The 20,624-nt window shown below is 60.5% G+C and carries 19 protein-coding genes and 5 pseudogenes; 8 read left to right on the top strand and 16 right to left on the bottom strand.

The window, feature by feature from the left end:
* The first annotated feature begins 309 nt into the window (after window positions 1–309).
* Both F3J19_RS31870 and F3J19_RS33135 read left to right on the top strand, forming a co-directional pair.
* Window positions 310–1,627: pseudogene (locus F3J19_RS31870) on the top strand (IS5 family transposase).
* A 170-nt stretch (window positions 1,628–1,797) separates the two neighbouring features.
* Window positions 1,798–1,890: pseudogene (locus F3J19_RS33135) on the top strand (3-hydroxyacyl-CoA dehydrogenase family protein); the annotation flags it as partial.
* 25 nt (window positions 1,891–1,915) lie between these two features.
* Here the strand turns inward: F3J19_RS33135 and F3J19_RS32905 are convergent.
* A complete protein-coding gene (locus tag F3J19_RS32905) occupies window positions 1,916–2,098 on the bottom strand; it encodes a hypothetical protein (protein ID WP_240159394.1) in 183 nt (60 codons plus the stop codon).
* A gap of 253 nt (window positions 2,099–2,351) precedes the next feature.
* Between F3J19_RS32905 and F3J19_RS32900 the strand changes: the two genes are divergently transcribed.
* The 4 genes from F3J19_RS32900 (at window position 2,352) to hisI (ending at window position 4,491) form a co-directional block, all read left to right on the top strand.
* Window positions 2,352–2,651, top strand: coding sequence for an SET domain-containing protein-lysine N-methyltransferase (locus F3J19_RS32900; protein ID WP_345891082.1), 300 nt, complete (start codon window positions 2,352–2,354; stop codon window positions 2,649–2,651).
* A 264-nt stretch (window positions 2,652–2,915) separates the two neighbouring features.
* Window positions 2,916–3,440, top strand: a complete 525-nt coding sequence (locus F3J19_RS31855; protein ID WP_167050403.1) for a transcriptional repressor — start codon at window positions 2,916–2,918, stop codon at window positions 3,438–3,440.
* A 305-nt stretch (window positions 3,441–3,745) separates the two neighbouring features.
* Complete coding sequence (locus F3J19_RS31850) at window positions 3,746–3,970, top strand: hypothetical protein (protein WP_167050401.1); 225 nt, start codon at window positions 3,746–3,748, stop codon at window positions 3,968–3,970.
* A 53-nt stretch (window positions 3,971–4,023) separates the two neighbouring features.
* Window positions 4,024–4,491: a phosphoribosyl-AMP cyclohydrolase gene (hisI, locus tag F3J19_RS31845; RefSeq protein ID WP_167050400.1), complete on the top strand. Its 468-nt coding sequence runs from the start codon at window positions 4,024–4,026 to the stop codon at window positions 4,489–4,491.
* Between the two features lie 11 nt (window positions 4,492–4,502).
* Here hisI and F3J19_RS31840 read toward each other — a convergent pair whose 3' ends face one another.
* From F3J19_RS31840 to F3J19_RS31800, 10 genes and pseudogenes are all read right to left on the bottom strand, one after another.
* Window positions 4,503–5,855 carry a dihydroorotase gene (locus F3J19_RS31840; protein ID WP_240159392.1) on the bottom strand — a complete coding sequence of 451 codons (1,353 nt, stop codon included), beginning with the start codon at window positions 5,853–5,855 and terminating at the stop codon, window positions 4,503–4,505.
* A gap of 8 nt (window positions 5,856–5,863) precedes the next feature.
* Window positions 5,864–6,436 (bottom strand): 6-carboxytetrahydropterin synthase, encoded by a 573-nt coding sequence (locus F3J19_RS31835; protein WP_167050398.1) that lies wholly within the window; start codon window positions 6,434–6,436, stop codon window positions 5,864–5,866.
* Between the two features lie 16 nt (window positions 6,437–6,452).
* Complete coding sequence (locus F3J19_RS31830; RefSeq protein WP_167050397.1) at window positions 6,453–7,013, bottom strand: carbonate dehydratase; 561 nt, start codon at window positions 7,011–7,013, stop codon at window positions 6,453–6,455.
* Entirely contained in the window at window positions 7,010–8,422 is a 1,413-nt protein-coding gene (gene cysS, locus F3J19_RS31825) for a cysteine--tRNA ligase (protein ID WP_167050396.1), read from the bottom strand. Before cysS ends, F3J19_RS31830 begins: the two co-directional genes overlap by 4 nt.
* The gene (locus tag F3J19_RS31820) at window positions 8,419–9,603 is read right to left on the bottom strand and encodes a GTP-binding protein (protein WP_167050395.1); all 1,185 of its coding nucleotides are present in this window, start codon (window positions 9,601–9,603) and stop codon (window positions 8,419–8,421) included. Before F3J19_RS31820 ends, cysS begins: the two co-directional genes overlap by 4 nt.
* Before the next feature lie 103 nt (window positions 9,604–9,706).
* Window positions 9,707–9,892: pseudogene (locus F3J19_RS31815) on the bottom strand (hypothetical protein); the annotation flags it as partial.
* Window positions 9,893–10,435: 543 nt separating this feature from the next.
* Window positions 10,436–10,840: a hypothetical protein gene (locus F3J19_RS32470; protein ID WP_205193434.1), complete on the bottom strand. Its 405-nt coding sequence runs from the start codon at window positions 10,838–10,840 to the stop codon at window positions 10,436–10,438.
* Between the two features lie 279 nt (window positions 10,841–11,119).
* Window positions 11,120–11,728, bottom strand: coding sequence for an amidohydrolase family protein (locus F3J19_RS33130; RefSeq protein ID WP_345889866.1), 609 nt, complete (start codon window positions 11,726–11,728; stop codon window positions 11,120–11,122).
* 53 nt (window positions 11,729–11,781) lie between these two features.
* Window positions 11,782–12,144: a hypothetical protein gene (locus F3J19_RS33125; protein WP_345889865.1), complete on the bottom strand. Its 363-nt coding sequence runs from the start codon at window positions 12,142–12,144 to the stop codon at window positions 11,782–11,784.
* Window positions 12,141–13,331 (bottom strand): MFS transporter, encoded by a 1,191-nt coding sequence (locus F3J19_RS31800; RefSeq protein ID WP_167050394.1) that lies wholly within the window; start codon window positions 13,329–13,331, stop codon window positions 12,141–12,143. The genes F3J19_RS33125 and F3J19_RS31800 overlap by 4 nt, the downstream gene beginning before the upstream one ends.
* On the opposite strand from F3J19_RS31800, the pseudogene F3J19_RS31795 reads away from it, so the two are divergent.
* Window positions 13,258–13,818: pseudogene (locus F3J19_RS31795) on the top strand (DUF2950 family protein); the annotation flags it as partial. The gene F3J19_RS31800 and the pseudogene F3J19_RS31795 overlap by 74 nt on opposite strands.
* 250 nt (window positions 13,819–14,068) lie before the next feature.
* Here F3J19_RS31795 and F3J19_RS31790 read toward each other — a convergent pair.
* From F3J19_RS31790 to F3J19_RS31770, 5 genes and pseudogenes are all read right to left on the bottom strand, one after another.
* A pseudogene (locus F3J19_RS31790) lies at window positions 14,069–14,221 on the bottom strand (IS6 family transposase); the annotation flags it as partial.
* A gap of 51 nt (window positions 14,222–14,272) precedes the next feature.
* Window positions 14,273–15,208: a flagellar brake protein gene (locus tag F3J19_RS31785; RefSeq protein WP_167050393.1), complete on the bottom strand. Its 936-nt coding sequence runs from the start codon at window positions 15,206–15,208 to the stop codon at window positions 14,273–14,275.
* Window positions 15,205–17,295, bottom strand: coding sequence for a GGDEF domain-containing protein (locus F3J19_RS31780; RefSeq protein ID WP_167050392.1), 2,091 nt, complete (start codon window positions 17,293–17,295; stop codon window positions 15,205–15,207). The genes F3J19_RS31785 and F3J19_RS31780 overlap by 4 nt, the downstream gene beginning before the upstream one ends.
* A gap of 4 nt (window positions 17,296–17,299) precedes the next feature.
* Entirely contained in the window at window positions 17,300–17,848 is a 549-nt protein-coding gene (locus F3J19_RS31775; RefSeq protein WP_167050391.1) for a heme NO-binding domain-containing protein, read from the bottom strand.
* A complete protein-coding gene (locus tag F3J19_RS31770) occupies window positions 17,845–18,234 on the bottom strand; it encodes an MHYT domain-containing protein (protein WP_345889864.1) in 390 nt (129 codons plus the stop codon). Before F3J19_RS31770 ends, F3J19_RS31775 begins: the two co-directional genes overlap by 4 nt.
* Window positions 18,235–19,186: 952 nt before the next feature.
* On the opposite strand from F3J19_RS31770, the gene ftrA reads away from it, so the two are divergent.
* The gene (ftrA, locus tag F3J19_RS31765) at window positions 19,187–20,173 is read left to right on the top strand and encodes a transcriptional regulator FtrA (RefSeq protein WP_167050390.1); all 987 of its coding nucleotides are present in this window, start codon (window positions 19,187–19,189) and stop codon (window positions 20,171–20,173) included.
* The last annotated feature ends 451 nt before the right edge of the window (window positions 20,174–20,624 follow it).

Raw genomic sequence — 20,624 nt, 5'->3', positions numbered from 1 at the left:
CATCAGGACGAGGTACGGAGCGGCAAAGCTCCACTCCTCGTCCGATACATCTGTTGGGTACGGTTTGCGTTCTGGCATTGCGCCAGGTTACCAGGTTTGGCACAAAGTGCCTAACACGCTCTAGGCGCCATAAAATTAGCACTAGATCATTTGGTCAGTTTATGTATGCAAAAAAGCCCGCTTTTTAGTCGGCCCTGAATAATCTGCCGAAGCCTATGCATCAAGGCTGATGAGCTGAAACGGTGTTGTGGGATTTGCAAGGCACAGGCATATTGGTGCGAGTTTCCTGCAAATTTCGACGAGGTTTGGATGGGTCCGAAGACGCCTGTGACCGAGGGAGATTTCTTCCGCCAACCGCTGCGCGAGCAGATCAACTTGAAGCATCCGCTGGTGCGGTTGACCGATCTGATCGACTGGGATCGGTTGGGCACGGCGATGAGCGCGAGCTTTGTCTCGCAGCGGGGCCGGCCGGCGACCTCGCCGCGCCTGATTGCGGGACTGCTGTACTTGCAGCACGCATTCGACCTGTCGGACGAAGACGTGGTCTGGCAATGGCTCGAGAATCCGTATTGGCAGGTGTTCACCGGCGAGACGTACCTGCAAACGAAGCCACCGATCGATCCGTCGAGTCTGACGCGCTGGCGCAAGCGGCTCGGTGAAGCCGGCGTTGAAGAACTGCTGGCGGAGACGATCGAAGTGGCGAAACGGGCGAACGTCATCAAGAGCGCAAGCCTGAAGCACGTGATTGTCGACACGACGGTGATGGAGAAGGCAATCGCGCATCCGACCGATTCGCGCCTGCTGGAGCGCTGCCGTGAACATCTGGTGAAGGCAGCCGCCCGGCACGGTCTGAAGCTGCGGCAGAACTACAACCGCGAGGCGCCCCGTCTGGAGAGCCAGATTGGTCGCTACGCACACGCGAAGCAGTACAAGCGGATGAGGAAGGCGCTGCGGACTTTGCGTTCGCGTGTGGGCCGTGTAATGCGTGACGTCGAACGGCAACTCGATGACGTCGCGCAGCAAAGCCGCGCGGCACTGGAAGACCTGATCGGCCGCACGAAGCGGATTCTGTCGCAGAAGCAAAAGGACAAGAACAAGCTGTACGCGCTGCACTCGCCGGAAGTCGAGTGCCCGGCGAAGGGCAAAGCGCGCAAGCCCTACGAATTCGGTGTCAAGGTGTCGATCACGACGACGCACCGGGAGGGCCTGGTGGTGGGAGCGCGCTCGATGCCGGGCAATCCGTACGACGGGCATACGCTGGCCGAAGCCTTGGAACAGGCGGCGATCCTGAGCGACGTTCAAGCGGAGATCGCCGTCGTCGACCACGGCTATAAGGGCGTTGCCGTCGATGGCGTAAAGGTCTATCACCCGGGTTTGCGACGTGGCATCACGCGCGGCCTGCGCGCGATGATCCGGCGACGCAGCGCGATCGAGCCAGTTATCGGTCATATGAAGGCCGACGGCAAGCTCGATCGGAACTGGTTGAAAGGGACGCTGGGTGATGCGATCCATGCGGTGCGGCGCAGGCCACAACCTGAGGATGATTCTCCGGAAGCTGCGGCTTTTTTACGCGCTGATTCTCGTCGCGTCGCTCGGCTTCAAAACCGTTATGCCGTCGGCAGCCTGACCGCATCCGCGCGCCGAAACGAATTGTTCAAGGCCGACTTTTTAGTGGGCTTTTTTGCATTCCAGGCACCGGCAGATTCACACTTTAAAGGATAAGCCGTCGTTAAATGAGTACGTTTTTGAGTACATTGAAGTTCGAACTCCAAGAACGTACTCACTGTGCACTGATCGATTCTTGCGAGCAATACGTCTGTCATCCCCATAACCGAAATCGGCGCACACCTCGGCGAGCAGGCTCGCTTTCGCCTCGTCGACACACACTGGTGGAATCCCCCGCATCTCGTTCCCCTCACTGAAGTCGTATGCACTCGGTGTTCGGATCCGTCTCGATCGCCATCACCTGGACGTACTTGCCGCCGATCTGCGAAATCAGGTCGGCATACTCGTTCTCCACGCCAATTGCCTTGATCTCGCCTGGCGATACGGCGCTCGCATTTCCGCTGCACATGGCCAGGGCAACCATCGCGATCATGGCCGGCAGGATCCGGCTGCACATTCTCGCGGCAGAGCCCCAGAATGATTCGCATAACGCCAGATCAGCGAACGCAGGACCGATCCGGTGACGGTCATATTGGCAGCCAGCCGTATTGTCCTTTTCATGATCAAACTTTAATGCAACATTGTTGCATTAATATCCGCCGACGGCGTGTACTGTCAGCAAAGATCACGTTACGTCAGCCCACCTTCTCCCATGCCCCGTCGAATCTAGGGTCCGGCGCAGTCCCATCCACGGCAAGGGTGTTTTTGCCCTTGTCGACATTCCACGGGGTACACGCATCATCGAGTACAAGGGTGCGCGGATCACCCACATCACGGCGCTGCGCCAGCATCCCGCGAATCCCGAAAATCCGTTTCACACGTTTTTGTTTGCCCTGAGCGACGGTCGCTACTGCATCGATGCGCGCAACGGTGGCAACGCGGCCCGCTGGATCAATCACCGCTGTGCCCCCAGGAACGCGGCCGTGAGGGTGTCCTGCGTGTGTATCTCCACGCGAAACGCGGAATCCGCACAGGCGAGGAACTGAGCTTCGACTACCGTCTCCAGCTCGATCGCCCGGCCACGGACGAAGACCGCCGCAATTACCTGTGCCGTTGCCGTTCGTGGAATTGCCGGCATACGATGCTGGCGCCGATCGCGTCATGACACTACACGATGAACCAGGCCATGAATTCGGATATACCTGGACAGCAAGGCATGGCTACCGACCTCGAATCATTCAGGACGCTGGTGCGTAACCCGACCCCGCTGCCTGACGATAGCCTTCCCCGCTCCGCCGGCGTGACGATGTATGATTTCGCTATCAGCCCGTATCCTGTTACCTTTATCCATGCCGACCCGCCGCCCTGCCCGTCCGTCCGCGCCGCAACCTGTTACCGACTGGCCTTCCCGGCTGCGGGAGGCGGGACTGCGCTCGACGGCACTCAGCGTTGCCGTGCTCGAATGCCTCGAACGGATCGACCTGCCGCGGTCACACGATGAACTCGCGCGGGATCTGGCCGCCACAACAAACGGAGAAAAGGTAGACCGCGTGACGCTGTACCGGATTCTCGACCGGCTCACCACAGCCGGGCTGCTCATCCGTCTCCAGGGATCGGACCGCACCTGGCGCCATGCGCTCGCACAGCGCCAGGGCGCGAGCGGCTATTTCGAGTGCGACCAGTGCCACAGTATTTCCGCACTACCCGCGGATCCGGAATTGGCCGGTGTACTGGCGCGCATCGAGCGCAAGCTGAGTCGCCGTGGCGTACACAGCACGAACTCCGCCGTCACCATCCACGGCACCTGCCGGGACTGCTCGAGCCACAGCACGTAACCCACAGGCTGGAACAACCGCCCGCTGCTGAGGCACCGGAACCGGCGCCCCGACGCTCCTCACCGCGCGGCATTGACCGTCACTGCCATCGCGCGCGTCGTCTTTCTCGAAGGCGCGTGAATACCGCGTAGCCACGCATGGTCTGCCCCGTTGTCGCCTTCGTACCAGACCTGCCAGCGCAGACGTTGATCAGCATATTCCCAGTATCCAGCACCGCTGCGGATATCAACCCATTAACGCAACTGTGTTGCATTAATGGGTTGACCTCGCTAACATGAAGCCCTGTTCGAGTACAAGGAGTACCCATGACTGCACCGATCCCGCAGACTTTCGATGCCTGGCAGCACTGCATCGAGCACGAGTGTGGTATCCCGCTGATGCCCGGTTTCATCCGCGAGCGTCTGGCGGTGCTCGGCGATGCAGACCATGCCGAGACGCACCGGTTTGTGCGCCTGTACGGCGAAACGCGCAGGCAGCGTGTGCTGGACTGGTTCTCCCGGGCCCTGGAAAACACATCCGTTCACGCGTGAAACCTGACGCCCGCGCGCCCACCAGACTGCCCTTCTCTGGAAACCCTGCCGCCATGACTTCTCCGTCTGCTTTTGCGCCCCGTACGTCCGTTGCCGAGGTTGAGGAAGGCGACTCGTTCGCACCCAAATTCGGCCCCGACGGCCTGATCCCCTGTGTCGTCAGCGATGCAGGAAGCGCTGATGTCCTGATGGTCGGCTACATGAACCGTGAGGCACTCGCGCGCACGATCGAGACGGGCATTGCCCACTACTGGAGTCGCAGTCGGGAGCTGCTCTGGCGCAAGGGCGCTACGAGTGGCCTCACACAGCGCGTGGTCGAGATGCGCATCGACGATGACCAGGACGCGCTGTGGATTCGCGTCGAGGTGGACGGCAATGGCGCCAGTTGCCATGTTGGCTACCATAGCTGCTTCTACCGGGCAGTCAATCTGCCGAATACGTCACTGCGCTTCACGGAAAGTGCAAAGACCTTCGACCCGATTGCAGTCTACGGCGACGTGTCCAATCCCACACGGCTTTGAGACGGTCGGCATCATGCCGACGTGACGGCCATCTCCTCGCTGAACCGGACCGGCTTTCCCACCGGCTGCGCCAGCACGGCATCGTCGCGCATCACGACGTGACCCCGGATGATCGTGGCCACTGGCCAGCCGGTCACGTGCAGGCCGTCGTACGGCGTCCACCCGCAGACGCTGGCGATCCACCGGTTCGTGATCTCCCTTTGCGCCTTCAGGTCAACCAGCGTCAGGTCGGCGTCATAGCCCACCGCGATCCGTCCCTTCCCCTCAATTCCGAACACTCGCGCCGGACCGGAGCTGGTCAGCTCCACGAGACGCAGCAGTGACAATCGCCCGTGGCTGAGGTGGTCCAGCATGACCGGCAAGAGCGTCTGCACGCCCGTCATGCCGCTGGGCGACTGCGGATACGGCCGCGCTTTTTCCTCCAGCGTATGCGGCGCATGATCGCTGCCGAGCACGTCCACCCTGCCTTCGCGCAGCGCGTGCCACAGTGCTTCCCGGTGCCGGGCGTCGCGAACGGGTGGATTCATCTGCGCGAGCGTGCCCAGCCGCTTGTAGCATTCGGGCGCGCACAGGGTCAGGTGGTGCGGCAGCACCTCGACCGTTACCCGGTTCCGGTACGACGCCAGAAACGCGAGTTCCTCCGCCGTCGAAACATGCAGGACATGCAGCGGCCGTCCCGTTTCGCCGGCCATCGTGACAATCCTGCGCGTCGCATTGAGGGCGCTTTCCACGTCCCGCCAGTGCGGATGATCCCGCACGTCGCCCGATGCCTCCGCGATCCGTCTGCGTGAACGCAGTCTCGCCTCATCCTCCGCATGAACGGCCACGCGCCGCCGGCCGTGCGCGAGAATCCGGCGCAGCACGGCATCGTCGTCCGCCAGCAGATCGCCGAACGAGCTGCCCATGAACACCTTGACGCCCACACATCCCGGCAACCGCTCCAGATGGCCGAGTTCGCCAGCGTTGAGTGCCGAGCCACCCACGTAGAACGCGAAGTCGCACCAGGCACGGCCCGATGCTGCCGCACTCTTCCTTTCGAGGTCAGCTCGATACAACGTCAGCGGGTCGGTGTTCGGCATCTCGAAGACCGCCGTCACGCCGCCCAGCACCGCGCCGCGTGTGCCGGCTTCCAGGTTCTCCTTGTTCTCAAGGCCTGGCTCGCGGAAATGCACCTGGGTATCGATGACGCCCGGCAGCACATGCAGGCCATTCGCGTCGATGATCTGGTCCGCACTCCAGCCATGCGCGTCGAGGCAAACGATGCGGCCGTCCACACAGGCTACGTCCGTCTTTCCACTTCCTTGCGGCGTCACCACCGTGCCGCCTCGAACGAGCAGGTCGGCATGACGCCCGAGCGCGTCCATTGTTCTCGTCAGCATGCTGGCACGCACACCGCGGCACTCGCCAGTTCGTCGACGATGCCGCTTGCCGCTTCGCGGCGCACAGCCTCGGAGAATTCGATCGCACCGGGACTGACCCGTCCCATGCGCGCGTTGTACGCATCGCGCCGGAAGCACTGCGCGTAGCCCGTCGCCGTCTCGTGCACAATGACCGAGTGGACCCTCACGTCCTTCTCGCCGTTACGCATCGGCATCGCGCGCATCACTGCATCGACCAGCACGAAGAACACGCGAGAGAGCTGCTCCGCGCTTGGCGATACGGGCAGCGAGATCCAGCGCTGCGAATGACTGCGGCACATCGCGATGTATTGCGGATCGTCGCTGTTCCAGAACACAAGTGTGTGATCGAACGCGTCGACGATCTCGCGGACCTCACCCTTGAGCAGGCCAAAGTCATAGACCATCTGGCCGTGATCCAGTGCATCGGCCTCCAGGACAATCTCGACCCGGTATGAATGGCCATGGATCGACCACGCGCAACGGTGCGACGACGCATGCCGCACAACATGTGCGCCTTCGAATGAAAAGAGCTTGCGGATAAGCATGGGAATTCCAGTAATGTCAGAGTTCGTTCGCGATGCGGCGGTATCCCTGAACGAGCTTCACGTTGGTCTGGGCGACGTCCTCCGAAAACTCGGATGCGCTCGCCGTCACCTTCGGAATGCCCGACAGGTTGGTGCCCGGACCGATGCGCTGCGTGGACGGCACGTAGAAGCCCGGCGGAAGGCTGCAACCGTCGACCACGGCGTTGTGGCGCACGACACAGCCTTCGCCGACCGTGCAGTTGAACAGCACGCTGTTAAAGCCAATGAATACCCGGTCGCCGACCTCGCACGGGCCATGAACGATCGCGCGGTGAGCAATCGACGTATGACAGCCGATCGTCACCGCGGCGCCGGACTTCGAGTGAATCACGACACCGTCCTGGATATTCGAGTGCGCGCCGATATGGATCGGCTCCATGCCGCCCGTGGCATCTGTCTCGTCCGCGCGGATCACCGCATACGGGCCGATGAACACGTTCTCTTCAACGATCACCCTCCCGCAGAGAATGGCCGTCGGATCGACAAATGCACTTTCGTGGACGACCGGCAGATCACCTCGTGGATTCTTGCGGATCATGCCGGTACTCCTTGACTCCGATACCAGACCGTTCCCTGCAGCGTATCCTCGATCTGAATACCCGCGCGCACCAGTTCGTCGCGCAGCGCATCGGCTTCGGAGAAGGCTCGCCGACGGCGTGCTTCGGTACGGCGGGCTACATGCGATTCCACCCATGCGTCGTCCGGTGCGTGCCGTTCACCGGCGTGCCGGCGCAATGCGTCCATCGCCTGCGCCGGCGCCTGCTGTAGCAGACCGAGCAGTTGCCCGGACGCCAGCAGCCGCGCCTTCGCGCCCTGCTGCGCCGGCCCGTCTGCCGCCTTCTCCAGATCCGCCACCAGTTGATGCAGGCGAACCATCGCGCGCGGCACATTCAGATCGCTCGCCAGCGCCGCTTCCACCTCGCTGTCCGGTTCGACTTCCACGTCCGGTACCTGCGAAGCGGTGGCAAGCGCCGTATAGGCCCGCTGCAGCGTCCTGCGGGCTGCATCGAGCCGCTGGGCACTCCAGTCCAGCGGATGGCGATAGTGAGCCGACAGCAATGCCAGCCGGATTGCCTCCCCTGGCGCCTGTGCCAGCAGATCCCGCACCAGCAGCACGTTGCCCAGCGACTTCGACATCTTCTGCCCGTCGGCGGTGACGAAGCTGTTGTGCATCCACATCCGGCAGTACGGTTCGCCACCGTGGGCACAGACGCCCTGCGCGATCTCGTTCTCGTGGTGTGGAAAGATCAGATCCTGGCCACCGCCGTGAATGTCGACCGTGCGGCCCAGATGACGTCCGATCATCGCCGAACATTCGATGTGCCAGCCCGGCCGCCCACGGCCCCACGGACTGGCCCAGCCGGGCAGATCATCGGTGGAAGGCTTCCAGAGCACGAAGTCGAGCGGATCGCGCTTGAACGGCGCGACCTCGACGCGGGCGCCGGCCATCATCTCCTGCGTGCGGCGCCCTGACAGCCGGCCGTATTCCGGAAAGGACGGCACGTGGAACAGCACGTGCCCCTGCGCGACGTAAGCATGTCCACGTTCGATCAAAGTCTCGACGAGCGCGATGATCTCCGGAATATGTGCGGTCACGCGCGGTTCGATATCCGGCGGGAGAACGCCCAGCGCCTGCATGTCCGCATGGTATGCATCGATGTACTGCGCCGTGACGTTCGCGATCGGTACTCCGTCGCGACGCGCAGCCTCATTGATTTTGTCGTCGACGTCCGTCAGGTTGCGCGCATACAGCACGGACCGGTAACGCCTGCGCAGCAATCGGGCGAGCACGTCGAACACGACCGCCGGCCGGGCATTGCCAATATGCGCATAGTTGTAGACCGTCGGGCCGCACACGTACATTGTGACGGCGTCCGGCACACCGGTTCGCAACGGCTCCCGGCTACGGGTCAGCGTGTTGTACAGCATGATGGTAGGCAGCGTCATCCGGACCGGGCCTCCTGTGCACGGATCGCGCCCACCTCGCTGAACAGCCGGAACGTTTCTTCTACCGTTTCGCGTTCGACGGCGCGCGTGATGAAGACGATCCGCGAGTGCCGGTCCTCGCCCGGCCACGCATCGAGCGGCACAGGCGGATGGAACACGTGCTGCACGCCGTGGATCACAATCGGCCTGTCCTCGCCCTGCACGTTCAGGATCCCCTTGATTCGCAGCATCGAAGGGCCCATCAGCGACAGCAGAACGTCCAGCCAGTCCGTCAGCACCTGCTCGGGAATCGGCTCGTCGACCGTGAAGCAGAACGCCCGGATCTGGTCGTCGTGACGGTTGACGTCGTGTTCGTGCCCGTGCCCGTGATGGTGGTACGTGTGCGCATGACCATCATGATGTGCATCGCGATAACCGTGTTCGTGGCCTTGTGCCTCCGCATGCGAATCGTCATGACCGTGGTCATGATCGTGATGATCTTCTCCATGAAGATGCTCGTCATCGTCCTGACGGTATCTTTCCTCGGCAAGCCAGCGTTCCACGTCCGCGATCTTGCCGTCCGCCGTGAAAAGACCCAGATCCAGTATCCGGCTCACCGCCAGTTCGCCATGGCTGACACGGATGAGCGTCGCGGCCGGATTGATCGAATGCAGACGGCTGGCGAGCCGTTCCAATGCGTCGGCATCCACGAGATCCGTCTTCGTCAACAGCAGTCTGTCGGCCATCGCGGCCTGCTTGACCGCCTCGACATGTTCGTCGAGCGTCGCTTCGCCGTTGCGTACGTCAATCGTCGTCACCAGCCCATCGAGCCGGTAGCGATCCCGCAGGTCGCGGTGTGTCGCCAAGGTATGCACGATGGGCGCTGGATCCGCAAGCCCGGTGGTTTCGATCACCACGCGGCTGAACTGTCGGCGACCCTCGCGCGCGAACCGCCAGTGGATGTCCTTGAGCGTGCGGACCAGATCGCTGCGAATCGTGCAGCACAGGCAGCCGCTGCTCATCTCGACCACGATGTCTTCACGACTGTGCGCGACGAGCAGGTGGTCGAGCCCGATCTCGCCGAACTCGTTGATCAGCACCAGCGCATCCGCCATTTCCGGCTGCTGCACCAGCCGGTTCAGCATCGTCGTCTTGCCGCTGCCGAGAAACCCCGTCAGCAGGGTGACAGGTATCATGTCCATCGCACACTCCCCGTTTCGTTGATCTCGCTGATCCAGCTTCCCAGGATCCGGCAGTTGCACCGTCTTCGCGATGCCCGGCCGGCGCCCGCGTCAGGCCTCGGACTCATGCCGTACCTTCTGCCTCGGGTAGACGGCCGCCCCATGCAGGGAAAGGATCGTCGTACCGGGTCCATGCCTGCGGACCCTCAGCCATTTCCGCATCGGTAAGCAGACAGGCGTCAAGGTGCTGGCGCAATCCTAGCTCGTCCATATCAACGCCGATCAGCACCAAGTCCTGATGTGCGTCGCCGGCAGACAGGTCCTCTGTGTCGTGACATCGACGCGCACCCTCTCGAACTAGCTATCCATGACCTCGCAGAGGACCGTCGCCAGGAGATCCGGATCGATATCAAATATCATCAATATCGCAACATAGTTGCAATATACCAGTTAACGCAACCATGTTGCATTAATTTGGATTGTGGAAAATCCCGAATCCTGACACAGGCAGTCAGGCCGCGCCGTTCAGCGTCCACTTGACAGAGCTGTGAATCTTTCTATCATTCAATAAAACTTTAGAATGATAGAGAATGAAACCTACCGGTAGCCCCTGCGTTTCTGCTCCACCTACCGTCGTCGCCTCACCCGCCCAGCTTGAGGTGGCGGGCACGATGTTTCACGCACTACGCGATCCATCGCGACTGCGGCTGCTCATTCTGCTGTCGCGAGGCGAGCGAAACGTCACGGAACTGGTTGAAGCCGAGCAAGCGAAGCTGGGAAGTATCTCGGCGAGGCTGAAGGTCCTGTATGCCGCGCGTCTCGTGAAGCGGCGGCGGGAAGCGAAACATGTTTTTTACGCCCTGTCCGACGACCACGTTCTGACACTGCTCAACAGCGTGCTGGCACACGCCGCCGAGCAGGGATAGTCCATCAACATCCTGAAGGAAAAGCCATGACAACCTGCAATGAACCGCATCACGCCCATCATGATCACCAGCATGGCCCGGCCTGCGGCCATACGGCTATCCGGCACGGAGACCACGTTGACTATCTCCACGACGGCCATCTCCATCACCCGCATGGCGATCACGTGGACGAACACCGTCTGGAGGTCACCGCAACCAACCCGGATCGCTGCACGCCCGATCACCAATGCAGTGGACACGCGCCGGGACACGTGCACGGTCCTGGTTGCGGACACGAAGCCGTGCCTCACGGCGATCACGTCGACTATCTGGTCGACGATCACCTCCATCATTCTCATGGCAATCATTGCGACGACCACGGGCCGGTCAACGTCGTTCAGTAATCGCACATCCGGCGTTACTGAGGGATGTCTCAACGGCGCCCCGCTAAAAGCGCGACCATTGCGTCCTTCGGCTGACCGAAGGACGTTCCGGCTTCTGACCGCCCTGTAAGAGTTCGTCGCACAAGATCAGATTGCGGCCTATGACGCGCTCCGCAGACACTGCGGACGCTACCGGCAGACCAAGATTGGCGTCCTATTCTGCAGCTGCAATCGCATTCCCTCCAGCGTCTACACGGGCGAAGACAGACGATAGACCGTCGTTGCAGTGCCTCGGAAAAGGGCCGCGCGTTCCTCCGCACTGGCTTGCCTGGTGAGCCGCTTGAACGCATTCCAGCCGTTGCTGTAGGGATAAGAGCCCTTGTCCACCGGGAAATTGCTCTCGAACATACGGCGATTTACGCCAAAAGCTTCGATACAGGTATGCATCCGCGGCTTCCAGGTTTCCGCGAGTTCCAGCGACGACGGTGGACGCTCGCCTTTTTCAAAGTCGAAGCCGTTGATACGCATACCCAACCCGCCCAACTTCACATACACGTTGTGCAATCGAGCCAGTTGCCGCATCGATCTCGCCCAAGTCTCGAATACTTCCTTGCGACGATCGCGATAGCTGGATATTCGCACGATCCCCGCCGCAGTGATTGATGATGACTGGAATATCCGGATGCGCCTTAGCCAGATCGAAACTTCGGGAAGTTGCGGAAAAAAGAGCCATGCATCGTAAGACAGACCGAGCGAGCCCAGTTGCACCACACCTGCCCGATAGTGTGGATCGAGCAGCAGACCGCGCGGCGCGGCGGACAACGGATTCACGAGAGTCGGGTCACGGTCCCAGGCCACCAGATGCCTCACTCCGCGCAAACGCCTGTCGCTTCGTTCAACTTCTTTCTCGATTACGTCCCGAACGCCGCACCGCGTCGAAGATCGACATAACCAACGATACCTTTTGCGACCTGGATTCCTGTGTTTTGCATGTGGGCAGTCGCTTCAGCAACGTACTCGACTTCGCCCACGGGCCAGAACTCCTCGGGACCCGACCGTCGATAGCGCGTGAGCGCCTGCATATAAACCGACGCCGTGATGTTGTGTCCAGACCGCGCATCTTCAAGATATTCGTCGAGCAGGTAAGTCCATCCCTTGCGATCGTAGAAGTGATGGTGCGCGTCGACGATGGGCAGGTCGGGCTCGAGCGCGGCCTCAGCGCCGGATTCGAGCCACGCCTCGCGAACGGGGAGATAGTTGCCGGAGCTGTTCACTGCGAAATCTGTTCGAGACTCAATCCGCGCACACGCGGGCCGAAAACGCCGATCGTAATGAACACGATCAGCATGGAACCCGCGATGAGCGAGAATACGCCCAGCACACCGAGGTGTCGGAGGAAGAACGCAATCAGGAACCCCGACAACATGGCACTGACACGACTGGCCGAATAGACCATGCCGATAGCGCGTGCACGCATGTGAGTGGGAAACAGCTCCGCCTGATAAGGCCTGTATGAAAAAGCCAACGTCATCAACAGCCCCATTGCGACGACGATCACAGGATCGCGTTGCTGGGCAAAGATGATTCCCAGGACCGCCATGCTGGCGGCAGATCCTGCAATCAGCCATTTCCGCTCCACGCGATCGGCGAATAGCATCGCGACAAGCGGGCCCAACGGACTGGCAATCGCAATGATGAAGGAATACATCAGGCTATGAGTCAGCGCCACGCCCTTCTCGGCAAGCAGCGTCGGTACCCAGCTGGCAAATCCATAGTATCCGATCAATTGAAAGAAATTGAAGACGAGCAGCACGATGGTGCGTTTGCGATACCGGGCGTACCACGAGCCGATGGTTCCATCGGACGCAACTGCCTTGACCGGCGGTACGGTGGCAGGAACCGGAGGCAACGGTTCACCGGTTATCTTTTTAATCTTCGCCTCGATCCGTGCGACGATCTTCGCGGCCTCCTCGCCACGACCTTGCTGGATCAGCCAGCGAGGACTTTCCGGCAATCCGAGCCGCACGATCCAGACGAGAATCGCTCCCGCGCAACCGATCCATACCACCCATCGCCAGCCGTCGAATCCGAACGGTGCGATCGGTACCAGTTGCCATGAAAGGAATGCGATAGTGGGAATGGACGTGTACTGGATGGTCTGGAGAAAGGCGAACGCGCGCCCGCGGATGCGCGCCGGGACAAACTCCGACACGTATGCGTCGATCGTGACGAGTTCGGCGCCCACGACGATGCCCGCGATCACGCGCCAGAACACGATCCAGACCGGGTCCGTCTGCAACGACATGATGGCTGCCGCGATGGTGTAACACAGCAGCGCACCCACGAACACCTTGCGGCGCCCCAGTTTATCGGCAATAAACGCGACGCCGATCGTGCAGGGCGCGCACGGCTGGAGCTTCGACCCGCGCGAGGACGCGGGCGAGATCCTCACACGCCGCATCGGCCGCAACGAGCGCGCCGCGATGCTCACCTCGCTCGCCTATGTCGATGCGCAGAAGGAGTATCACGGCATGATGCAACACTACGCGCAACGCTTCATGAGCACGCCCGGCACGCATGACGGACTCTACTGGCCGGCCGGGTCCGGCGAAACCGAAAGCCCGCTCGACCCGCTCGCGGCCACCATGCCGCATGACGCGAAGGTGACGCCGAAGGAGGGTTATCACGGCTACCACTTCCGCATCCTCACGGCGCAGGGCCCGCATGCGGAGGGCGGCGCGCGCAGCTATGCCGGAAACGGACAGCTCAAAGGCGGCTTCGCTCTGATCGCGTAGCCGGCCGACTATGGCAAGACCGGTGTGATGAGCTTCATCGTCAACCAGGACGGCAAGCTGTATCAGAAGAATCTCGGACCGAACGGCGCGCGCATCGCGGCGGCAATCAGGGCGTTCGATCCTGATCCGTCCTGGCAGCCCACCGCACCCTGAGTTTCAACGATGCCCGCGGGGCACAGCCGCACTGCCCCGCATGATCGCCACTCCAACCCCGAACAAAGCGTTAGACCTTGAGCTAAAACTTCGAGTGATCAACGATCATGTTGTCATGCGCGCAGCGATCAAATCGCCTTCTGCATCGGTGATTTATGGTCCGTCAATTGATTCGTCGCTATATGTACATTGCAGACATGAATCGGCGACTACAGTTTTCCCCGAAGCCGCGTGAAGCGGCAGTTGAAACGATCGTCTTATAGCTAACGATCACGCCACGTTCGAACAGCAGCTCTTCGATATCGCGCGGGCTGAGCTGGAACCGGAAATATCTGCGCATCATTTGAGAGATGACGCCCACCGAGAATCGGTGACTGTGATAGCGCGATTTCGTCTTCTCCATTGCGCTATATGTCAGGCGAGTACCCCGCTAACGTGACAACGCCCTTCAGCGTCATCCGGTTAGTCCCGGCCCATGCACGGAGACTACGTCCTGCCGGTCGAACACGAAATTTTTCAGTGCCGTCTGCTGCGACGGTTGGAGCGATGCGAACTCGAGGCCATGGATTGTTTCATCGCCCGGCTTCGACGCGTCCCAATGCACATTGCGGATAACAGCGGCCGTCTGGATCTCGACGTCGGTGTCATCCATGCGGAGCCGGAACGCCACGCACAGGCGCTCACCCGGCTCGCCGAGAGAACGGGATGCTGCAAGCGACATCCCGAGCACGCTGAGATCACGGGCGACGCCCACGCTGTCGCAACTGGCGCTGGCGACATCGGTGCCGTAGCGCACGGCCAGCCGTACAGGTACGCGCTGCGCGCGGCGCTCGCGCAGCCGCCGGATCGTACCTGGCGGCGACAGTACGAGATAGCTGAACGGGTCCCGGCACACCGCGTCCACTGTGCAGACAAACCAGAATACCGCGTGGCTGGCGATTGCGACCACCTCGACCTGTTCGCCCCGGGCGAGCGGTACCGGCTGGCCGTCCGACCAGGGTGGTGTCACGAACAGCGCCTGATGCGGCGCGAAACCGATCACCCGGCTCGAATGCATCGCGCGTCCCATGCCGATCTGCGGCCGCAGTCCAAGCAGCGCACCAATTCCTAGTTTCATCTCAGCAGGCGTGATCGGCTGCCCGACGTGTGCAGTTGGCCCGGCGGCGGCGGAAACTGGACGCGAAACTGGTAAATCGCCGCGCTGCGGCTGGAAGTTTTTAAACAGAAACTCGCGCTCTGCCGTATCGATGAGTGTCGTCCCCTGCCCGAACAGCAGAGCGCCATCGGTATCGACAACTGGCCACGCGAGCGGTGTACCGACTGGCACGTCATCCGGTCTGAGTTTATGGCTCGCGCCCTCAGCACTTGTCGTACGGACAGGTTCGTTCATGATGTTTTCGCTGGTTGGTCATGCCCTACAGCGCTCGGGTGGAGCGTGCGGTCGCAACCGCTTTCGGTGGTCTGGGCGCGCAGGGCGGTCGCGATAGCAGCCGGGTCCAAGGGGCGATAGAAGTAATAGCCCTGTGCGTACCCGCACTCGATCGCACGGAGGCTCGCGACCTCATCAGCGGTCTCGGGGCCTTCTGCAACCACCTCCATCCCCAGCGTGCGGGCCAGCAGCGTGATCGTCTCAAGGATATGCCGGTTCTCCGGATTCGTCTCAATGCCACTGACGAACGAGCGGTCGATCTTGAGCGTGTCAATCGGCAGGCGACGCAGGTAGCTAAGCGACGAATAGCCGGTACCGAAGTCGTCGAGGCTGATCTGGATGCCCAGCGCACGTAGTTCGAGAAGCTGCGCCACGGTGCGCCCGGTATCCACCATTGCTGTGCTTTCCGTGAGTTCCAGCTTCAGGCAGCCCGACGGGATACCCGTTGTCCGCAACGTTTGCACGACATGGCTGACGAAATCCGCTTCGGAGAACTGACTGGCTGATACGTTCACGCTGACGGTTAGCAGTGGCTGATACGGGAAGTCATCGTGCCAGCGCCGGAGCTGCCGACAGGCCTCTTCCAGCACCCATCGGCCGATGATGCAGATCAGGCCGGTTTCCTCGGCGACTGGCAGAAACGCTGCGGGAGAAATGATGCCGCGGGTTGGGTGGCGCCAGCGCAGCAATGCTTCGAACCCGTGGATCGCACTGTCCTGCAGCGACACAATGGGCTGGTAGACGAGAGTGAATTCGCCGTTGACGATTGCCTCCCGCAAGTCCGCCTCGAGCTTCAGCGCTGCGCTAGCCTGCGCGCCCATCGCCTCATCGAACATTGCGTGACGGGCCCGGCCACCTGCCTTCGCGCGGTACATCGCGATATCGGCATCGCGCAGGATGTCATGCACGGCGCCATAGCCCGTCGTGCTCAGCGCAATGCCGATACTCGCCGAGGTGAACAACTTCTGACCGGCCAGCACGAAGGGCGCCGCGAGCGCGCACTGGAGACGCTCGGCCACGCGCACTGCGGCGCTGGCGTCGCGAATGCCCTCCAGCAGGACGGTGAACTCGTCGCCGCCCAGCCGGGCGACCATGCCCTCATCGGCGGCCGACAGCCTCTCTCCGTGCGTGAGCCGAGGGGCACGCGCAAGCGTGTCGTCGCGCCGCAGGCATGACGACAGCCGCCGCGCGGTCTCGACGATCAGGGCATCGCCGGCTAGGTGCCCGAGACTGTCGTTGACTGACTTGAAGCGGTCCAGATCGAGGAATAGCACCGCGAAGCGGTAATCCGGGTTGTGACGGCTGTGGTCCAGTACCAGCTCCAGCCGCTCGAGAAAGAGTGCTCGGTTCGCCAGTCCCGTCAGTGCGTCGTGGAACGCCTCGTGCAGCAGCCGATCACGGGCGCGCTGGCGCTCGACCACCCGGCCAAGCTGAGTGCCGATCTGCGCCATCACGCGCAGTAGGACCTCGTCAGGCTCCGCCACCTGTTCGGAGAAGAATTCGAGAATCGCGACCACCTCGGTATCCACCAGCACCGGAAATCCGAACGCCGCACACAGCCCGGCCGCCCGGGCCGCAGCGGCGCGGGGGAAATCGGCATCGCCGGCGACATCGGGGATCCACGCCGGCGCGCCGCTCGCCAGCACGCGGCCCGGCAGCCCGTGCATTGCCGCATCCCACAGCACGACGGTCGCGTCGCGAAACGATTCGAACCGCGACGGCTCTGCAAGATGCCAGATTCGGGACGGAACGGGCGCCGGGACCGCATCTCGGTGATCGCGATGTACATGAAACGCATGTCCGACCGGCCACTGCGTGTAGCCGCAAATCTCACGGACCGCCAGCGACAGCGCATCGTCGATTCCGGACGCCTGATTGGCGGCCGTGGCGACTGTCTCCAGCAAGCCGATTTCCTGCTGCCGCTGGTACAGCTCGCGCAGACCGCGCTCTGCAATCGCTTCGGCTTCTACGCGCGCCTGGCGCTCGCGTTCGAGCCGACGTGTCAGGCGTGCAATTTTCTCGTCTATGGATACGAACTCCGTCATCATCGACTCAGTGTGAATGGGGCTCGAACTGCAAGTGAGACAGGCACTGGTCATCGCCGTGGTGCATGCAGCGCACGTGGCGGTATACGAGGCGCTCCCCGTAGTGATCGGCCGCGCCCTCGATGAAGCCGTGTGCGAGCGCACACAGCCTGCGCGGCGACCGGTAACCCATCGTCAGCACTCCCGGCGTGCTGGTGTCGAAGTCGAATACGGGTGTGACGGCACCCGGATACAGCTTGCATACTTCCGGATGAATGATGCTGTTCAGCGTCAGCACGAAGCTGTGAGTCGTGTTGTGCCCAGCAAAGAACACCGAATATTTTTCCGCCAGCAGCGGCATCGCCTGACGCCCGAACCAGTGAAGCACGTCTGCCGGCGGCAATGCCAGTCGTACGGAGGCAGCCGCGACCAACCTCGCAATTTCCGCGTCGGGATAACTGCCGAGCGACGTATAGGCGCCTTGCACGTGTGCCGCGTCAAGCAGGTCATCCCATGCGTCCTCGCCGTGCTCGCGGCGCACCAGCTCTTCCAACAGGTTGAAGACGATTCCTTTCACGCTGTACTCCCGTTTTTCCGTTGTTGGATCCGCTGTCTGTCATAGTGCTGGCACGCATCATAGATATGCTGCCGTACTGCGGTCCAAGATTCCAGCCGCAGGTGGAACACAGTCCACGGCGCTGCATCGGATGCGGTGATAGCAATCACGACGGACGGTACAAAGAGCAGCAAGTCATACTCGATACCCGGAGTCATGCGCATTGCGACCATGTCCGTATAGTGCGTGCTGGGGATGGCTGGCCTCATCAGCAACGCACCGACTCCGAGCCGCGACCATGGCAGCGTTTTCTGGCAGACCAGCCGCAGTGCGAAGGCCGAAGACGCAATAGCGATCAGCGGCGACAGCAGCGTGATCGCCGGGTCACAGACCTGCGGAATCGACATGGTGAACGCCAGCATGTCAACGAAGTGCGCATGCGAATGCGCCGCCGGCAAGCCACCGCTATGCGGCTTGCCTCTTTGCGGTAGCAATTCTCCAAGGCAAATCCAGAGCGGTGTAGGACGCGAGGCTGGCAACCAGTAGTAAGCAAACGACAAGTACCGGGTTTAACCACGAGCGAGCATTACATATTTCCCTTCATGTGATAGGAAGCCTTGTACCTGGAGCGCGCACAATTAGCATATTTGCCTTCGATTCACCGGACGATGCCAACTCAGTGTCCCCCCCGCAATGAACCTCATGCGGGTCGCATGCGCTTGGCGATCCTACCGGCGCCTGCGCGCATCGACAGCAACTGGCATGCCTCGTCATTTCAATTGCAAGATCCAGCCGACGTGTCGCTTCATGCGAGAAAGTCTTCCTTCGCAAATGCCTAAGCCCTATTCTTACCCCGATCAGGACTGCCAGACCCATAGCCATCACTATTGTAAAAATAAAAACGAATTCGGGACACATTTTATGGCCATAGAAATAGTTATTTATATATTATTCTAATAACTCATTAAAACAGTGACCGCACGATTATGCATGTAAAATATGCCCCTGCATATCAATAAGATTACAGCAAGATCAGTCGCATCATATTTTTCATTTTAATTACACGACCAAGGCATCACTCACCATTCGTCAATTTTTTATCTTTAAGCCAATGAATTCTCGCCTTCAATGTTAAGAGCTGATAATCCGAAAGCACAAAAAAACAAGTGATGCAATGAACCACCATACCCAGTCATCGCCATCTCAAAATATTAATGTGCAATCAGCCTTTATCCACTAGAATTCATAATAATCTTAAATGGAAGCAGTACTTTCTATACATATCGTTCTTATAATTTTATCCTCAGCAGGAAGATTAAAAAAGTGAGCTTAGTGCCAAATTTTGGCAGATTCACGCCAATGTCCGTTGATCTGCCAGAGCTTCCGAACCCTCTGGTTGTCGTCGTTGCGTACGACGGTCTATGTACGTTCGAGTTTGCTATCGCAGTGGAAATATTCGGGCTCGAACGCCCGGAAATGGGCGCGAACTGGTATCGGTTCGCCGTCGCTGCAGTAGATCAGGGACCTATGCGTGGCACGGCCGGAATTCGCTTTCTTGCTGATGGAGATTGCCGGTTGATCGAGAAAGCCGGGACAGTCGTCGTTCCGGGATGGAAAGGACTCGATGTGCCCGTACCCGACCATCTCACCCACGCTTTGCGCGCCGCACATCGAAATGGCGCGCGCATCATGTCGATCTGCTCGGGAGCCATGGTCATGGCTGCTGCAGGACTACTCAGCGGTCGCAAGGCGACGCTTCACTGGAAAGACGCGCCGTACTTATCCGAGCGTTACCCTAACGTTACCGTCATGCCTGATGTGCTCTATGTCGATGACGGCGACGTGTTGACTTCCGCAGGCGGTGCGGCTGGAATCGATCTTTGCCTCCATCTGATTCGACGCGACTTCGGCACCAAAGCAGCCAATATGGTTGCGCGTCGACTGATCGTGCAACCACACCGTGACGGTGGACAAGCGCAATTTATCGACCGTGCTGTTTCACCCATGCATGAAAGCGGGAAACTCGGAGCACTGCTCGATAAAATACGCTCTGATCTTACCGTGACTTACTCGATCACTGTCATGGCGGAAATGGCGGGAATGAGCAAACGCACATTCTTGCGGCGCTTCGAAACAGCAGTAGGTGCATCCCCTGCGAAATGGTTGAATGCCGAGCGTCTTTCCAAGGTGGTAGATCTCCTCGAGAATACCGATGTTTCTATGGAAGAAATTGCGCGCATTGCTGGGTATGCATCTACCTCCGCCATGCGGCATCAGTTCCAGAAGCAATATTCGCTATCGCCCGTGAGGTATCGAAAAGTATTCAGCAGTCGACTTAAACCTTAAGGTGCCACGCGAATGATGCCGCCTGCCCCATGCGTCCTCTAAATTTCCCGTGACCTTGCCACCGATTAATTCATCGAGCAGATCGGACTTGCCTTAGGCGACGATTCAGTACTGACATCGTCCTGAGAAATCTACTGTTTTTGCGTATACAAATACGTATATTCTGTGTCATGGCCAGATCCAGATCATTTTTCTGAATAATGTTGGCGAAGAAGCCCGCTCTTGCGGGCTTCTTGCTTTTCGGGGCACCTGAAACGTCCTCGCGTTCCTGACGTCTCACGCGAAATAGGTAAGCTGACGCTGATGCTTGATGGCCAACAGCGCGGGGCCTGTCAGTAATTTCGTGTTCAAGGCATATGATGCTCCCCAGGAGAATATATGCCTCGCAAACCAAAGACCCCACCGGCCGATCTGCCGGCAATTCCCGCCGAGCTGCTTGAACAGTTTGGCA

The organism is Burkholderia sp. Ax-1724, from assembly GCF_011752995.1.
Taxonomy (GTDB): domain Bacteria; phylum Pseudomonadota; class Gammaproteobacteria; order Burkholderiales; family Burkholderiaceae; genus Paraburkholderia.
Note: the sequence above shows the minus strand (reverse complement) of the source record. Positions and strands in the feature narration are given on the sequence as shown.

Bases quoted from the DNA above. Each gene is read 5' to 3' on its own strand.
- F3J19_RS32905 (WP_240159394.1), bottom strand. From the start codon at position 2,098: ATGATCGCGATGGTTGCCCTGGCCATGTGCAGCGGAAATGCGAGCGCC.
- F3J19_RS31855 (WP_167050403.1), top strand. From the start codon at position 2,916: ATGATTTCGCTATCAGCCCGTATCCTGTTACCTTTATCCATGCCGACC.
- F3J19_RS31850 (WP_167050401.1), top strand. From the start codon at position 3,746: ATGACTGCACCGATCCCGCAGACTTTCGATGCCTGGCAGCACTGCATC.
- hisI (WP_167050400.1), top strand. From the start codon at position 4,024: ATGACTTCTCCGTCTGCTTTTGCGCCCCGTACGTCCGTTGCCGAGGTT.
- F3J19_RS31840 (WP_240159392.1), bottom strand. From the start codon at position 5,855: ATGGACGCGCTCGGGCGTCATGCCGACCTGCTCGTTCGAGGCGGCACG.
- F3J19_RS31835 (WP_167050398.1), bottom strand. From the start codon at position 6,436: ATGCTTATCCGCAAGCTCTTTTCATTCGAAGGCGCACATGTTGTGCGG.
- F3J19_RS31830 (WP_167050397.1), bottom strand. From the start codon at position 7,013: ATGATCCGCAAGAATCCACGAGGTGATCTGCCGGTCGTCCACGAAAGT.
- cysS (WP_167050396.1), bottom strand. From the start codon at position 8,422: ATGACGCTGCCTACCATCATGCTGTACAACACGCTGACCCGTAGCCGG.
- F3J19_RS31820 (WP_167050395.1), bottom strand. From the start codon at position 9,603: ATGGACATGATACCTGTCACCCTGCTGACGGGGTTTCTCGGCAGCGGC.
- F3J19_RS32470 (WP_205193434.1), bottom strand. From the start codon at position 10,840: ATGATGGAGGTGATCGTCGACCAGATAGTCGACGTGATCGCCGTGAGG.
- F3J19_RS31800 (WP_167050394.1), bottom strand. From the start codon at position 13,331: ATGCGGCGTGTGAGGATCTCGCCCGCGTCCTCGCGCGGGTCGAAGCTC.
- F3J19_RS31785 (WP_167050393.1), bottom strand. From the start codon at position 15,208: ATGAACGAACCTGTCCGTACGACAAGTGCTGAGGGCGCGAGCCATAAA.
- F3J19_RS31780 (WP_167050392.1), bottom strand. From the start codon at position 17,295: ATGATGACGGAGTTCGTATCCATAGACGAGAAAATTGCACGCCTGACA.
- F3J19_RS31770 (WP_345889864.1), bottom strand. From the start codon at position 18,234: ATGTCGATTCCGCAGGTCTGTGACCCGGCGATCACGCTGCTGTCGCCG.
- ftrA (WP_167050390.1), top strand. From the start codon at position 19,187: ATGTCCGTTGATCTGCCAGAGCTTCCGAACCCTCTGGTTGTCGTCGTT.